This window comes from Pirellulales bacterium (assembly GCA_019694455.1).
Taxonomy (GTDB): domain Bacteria; phylum Planctomycetota; class Planctomycetia; order Pirellulales; family JAEUIK01; genus JAIBBY01.
The window spans coordinates 1-3,669 of the sequence record JAIBBY010000120.1 but is presented as its reverse complement, the minus strand read 5'-3'; the positions used below and the strand labels follow the sequence as shown (position 1 = coordinate 3,669).

Below are 3,669 nucleotides of genomic sequence, written 5' to 3'. Positions count from 1 at the left end.
CGCTGACGCTCGTCCAGGCCGCGATCAGATATTGAATGCCTTTTGCCTCGTGTAGTCTGCCCGTGTATACCGCCACCGGCGCGGCGCCGCTGGCGGTCAATTGCGGATGCGCTTCGGCCAGCGCGCGACGCGCGGCCGGTCGCGGCGCGGGCGGGCGTGGTCTGGCGGCGCGCACGCCGTTGGGGATGTAATGCACCCGATTTCGCTGGTAGCCGCTGGCGACCAATTCGCGCTGAATTACCAGGCTGGGCGCCACCACGCCATCGGCGCCGTAGGCGCGGCGGCGAATTCTCCAGCCAAAGCGGTTGGCAAGCTGCCAATGCACATCGCCGGTCAGACCCGCCCCCTCGGCGCGCAGCACGACCGGCGCCGACAATGTTCGGCCCACCTCCAGCGCCGCATAGGCGTCGTGCTTGAGCATCGAAACCAACACCAGATCGTAGTTCGCGCGTTCCGCACGGAGCCAACCGGCGAGCGCGCGCATGTAGCGCCATGTTCCCCACCAGCGCAACGCTGGCTGTGGCAAGCGTACCACGCGCACGCCGCGATGGACGATCTCACGCGGCCATTGGCGGTCCCACTGGGCCGTGAGCAGCGTCACCTTGGCGCCCGCCGATTGAAACTCGCCCGCTAAATCGGCCATGATCCGCTCGGCGCCCCCCAGCAGCGGCCAAAATCGGCGTGTCACCAGCACCAATCGCAGCGGACTCACGCCAGAGGCTCCCCCGCGGCCAAATCGGCCGCCTCGAGCGCCATCAGGCAAGGCAGGTTCCGGTACAGATCATCGTAATCGAGACCATAACCCACAACGAACTCGTCGGGGATGTCGAACCCCACCCAATCCGGTTCCAGTTCCACCTGCTGACGCCCCTGCTTGCGCAGCAACACGGCGGTACGGATCGACTCAGGCTCGTGGCGGCGAAGCTGTGAAACCAACTCTTGCAAGGTATGTCCGGTGTCGAAAATGTCGTCGAGCAACAGCACATGACGTCCGGCAAGCTCTGGCAGGTGCTCGGCGTCGATCGCCAGCGGACCCGGCCGCGTGGCGCGACCTCGGTAGCTTCTGGCCTGCACTAGCGCCAAACGCAAAGGCATGTTCAACTGCCGCACCAGGTCGGCCAATAAGATCACGCTGCCGGTGAGCACGCCCACGATGGTGACATGCCGCTGACCATAGAAGCCGGAAATCGTCCCCGCCATGCGCGCGACACCGGCTCGAATCTCGTCTTCGGTCAGCACCAACTTCACCCGTGGCTCCGACGGTTCGCCCAATCTGCGCAAAACTCAATTCGACCTATTCTAAATTTCGGCGCAATACACTGATAGTGCGGCGCCGCCGCGGACTACAATCGACTCGTACATTTCCCGGAACCATCGAACACCGCAATATGGCCTTGACGCAAACTGGCTGGTCACAAATCGAAGTCGCCGGACATCCGTGCGACGTTTTCGAACCGGTTCAACCGATCGAGCCACGCCAAGTGGTGTGCTATCTGCATGGGGTCCATCAGGGGTGCCTCATTGAAAACGTGGCGTATACGCGCCTGTTCGATGAACATGGGCTCACGGTCATCGCTCCCCACACAGGCCGCTCTTGGTGGTGCGACCGCATCTGCGCGGAATTCGACGCCAATATCACGGCCGAGCGTTATCTGCTCGACAACATCGTGCCGTACATCGCCGAGCGTTGGCAGGCGGCGCCACCAGGCATCGCCTTGTTTGGCACGAGCATGGGAGGGCAGGGGGCGCTGCGGTTGGCGTTCAAGTATCCGAATCGCTTTCCGATCGCCTGCGCACTGGCGCCCGCCATCGATCATCAAATCTGCTACGAGGACTACGACGACGATTTCGACAGCCTCCGGCAGATGTACCCCGACGCCGAATCAGTGCGCCAAGACACGGCCACGTTGCACGTGCATCCGCTCAACTGGCCGCGCAATATCTTCTTCGCCTGCGATCCCAGTGACTGGCCTTGGGTCGACAGCGCCCAAAAACTGCAAATGAAGCTTTCAGCGCTTGGCATACCGCACGAAGTCGATTTCTCCACCACCGGCGGTGGTCACGGCTTTGACTATTACAACCAGATGGCCGAGCGGGCGGTGCAATTCATGTCGAGCCGGCTGAAGCAAGAACGATTGCGAGTGGTATGACCCTGCCGGCCACTGCCAATAGCGACAGCAGCGTTGCGGCGCCAACTCGCGGCCTCTGGCCCTTGGCAATCGTCATGGCGCCGTGGCTGGCGCTGGCTGCCGATATAGCGCTGGCCTGGGGACGCGGATGGTGGCCCGCCTCGCGCGTCGAGGGGATGCTGGCCCTGGCTCTGGTGAGCGCGATCGGCGTCTGCTCATTGGCCGCCGGCACGCGCGCGGGGCGCCGCTGGGCCGCTCGTCGCTGTCCGCAAATCGCCGCATTAGGCGTATCGACGCTGATCGCGCTGGTCACGATCGAGCTGGCGCTGCACACCATCGGCGTCGGGCATTGGCGCGAGCCGGTCAACACGCGCCCGCCGAATCTGCGTCTCGTCTTTCATCCCGATTTGCAAGTACTGCCCGGCGCCTCGCCGGTGGCCAGCTATTCGACCAACTCTTGGGGACTGCGCGGCCCCGAGTTGCCACTGAATGAGACCAATAGCCGCCGGCGGCTGCGCGTGCTCTGCCTTGGCGCCAGCACCACGGAATGCACCTATCTCGACGACAGCAAGACCTGGCCTGCGTTATTGGCCGATGCCTTGCGCCGCGCACACCCAAACCGAGCAATCTGGGTCGCCGCCGCGGCGGTGAGTGGCACAACCACCAAGGAGCACCTGCAATTTGTCCAACAGTCGCCGCTGGTCGAACAGGTAGACCTGGTGGTCGTGCTGGCCGGAATCAACGATCTACAGCGCGAGCTGGTGGCGGCTCGGAAGCGCGAAATGGGACAATCTATGGGGCCAGTCGCCGGACCGTATCTATGGGAGCGGCTGGCCAGCGTGCGACTGGCCGTGAGCGCCTGGAGCCGGGCGACTGCCGCCAGGCGGATGGCCGCCGAAGACCCCACCGGCGCCAACTACGTGCGCCGTCGCGAGCGGCGCGCCAGCGCGGAAACGGTGACCACAATTCCCAACTTGCAACCGGGGCTGGAAGCCTACCGCCAGCGAATCGAGCAAATTGCCGACACAATCCGCCAACGCGGCGCGAAGCCGGTCTTCTTGTCTCAGCCCGTCCTCTGGTCCGATGGCCTCTCGCCGGCAGCGGAAAAACTCCTGTGGCTCGGCTATCTCGATGCCAATCGGTTTCTCGCCGCGCCCCCCCTCAGGCAGTGCATGGACCGCTACAACGATTGTCTGCGCGATGTGTGCCAAGAGCAGCAGGCCCCCTGGATCGACCTGTCGGTCATGAGCGGGCGGCTGGTCTACTTCTACGATGACTGCCATTTCACCGAGGCGGGCGCTCACGAAGTTGCCCGGATCGTAGCTGAAGGCTGGTCGGATAGCCCAGGTGAATAGCCGGGCGTCGGCGCCAGCAGGTTTCGATTTGTGAAACCAGGAAAACCGGGGCAACGGTCAATTCTGTTCGGCGCGAAATTTGCGCCCTGGGAAAAAGATGGTTAAGTTGCGTGCCATGGCTCTTTAGGGAGGTCTGGCGAATGGCGCGCAAGAAGGAAGCGGCAAAATCAATTTCAGCGGACGAC

4 protein-coding genes are annotated in these 3,669 nt (G+C 63.6%); 2 read left to right on the top strand and 2 right to left on the bottom strand.

Annotated elements, in window-relative coordinates; translation table 11 throughout:
- A partial coding sequence (locus K1X71_21100) for a glycosyltransferase (protein MBX7075647.1) occupies positions 1-712 on the bottom strand: 712 nt, incomplete at its 3' end.
- Positions 709-1,248, bottom strand: a complete 540-nt coding sequence (hpt, locus tag K1X71_21095; protein ID MBX7075646.1) for a hypoxanthine phosphoribosyltransferase — start codon at positions 1,246-1,248, stop codon at positions 709-711. The genes hpt and K1X71_21100, both read right to left, overlap by 4 nt.
- Positions 1,249-1,388: 140 nt before the next feature.
- Between hpt and K1X71_21090 the strand changes: the two genes are divergently transcribed.
- Entirely contained in the window at positions 1,389-2,150 is a 762-nt protein-coding gene (locus tag K1X71_21090) for an esterase (protein MBX7075645.1), read from the top strand.
- A complete protein-coding gene (locus tag K1X71_21085; protein MBX7075644.1) occupies positions 2,147-3,484 on the top strand; it encodes an SGNH/GDSL hydrolase family protein in 1,338 nt (445 codons plus the stop codon). The genes K1X71_21090 and K1X71_21085 overlap by 4 nt, the downstream gene beginning before the upstream one ends.
- Positions 3,485-3,669: the final 185 nt, after the last annotated feature.

Bases quoted from the DNA above. Each gene is read 5' to 3' on its own strand.
- K1X71_21090 (MBX7075645.1), top strand. From the start codon at position 1,389: ATGGCCTTGACGCAAACTGGCTGGTCACAAATCGAAGTCGCCGGACAT.
- K1X71_21085 (MBX7075644.1), top strand. From the start codon at position 2,147: ATGACCCTGCCGGCCACTGCCAATAGCGACAGCAGCGTTGCGGCGCCA.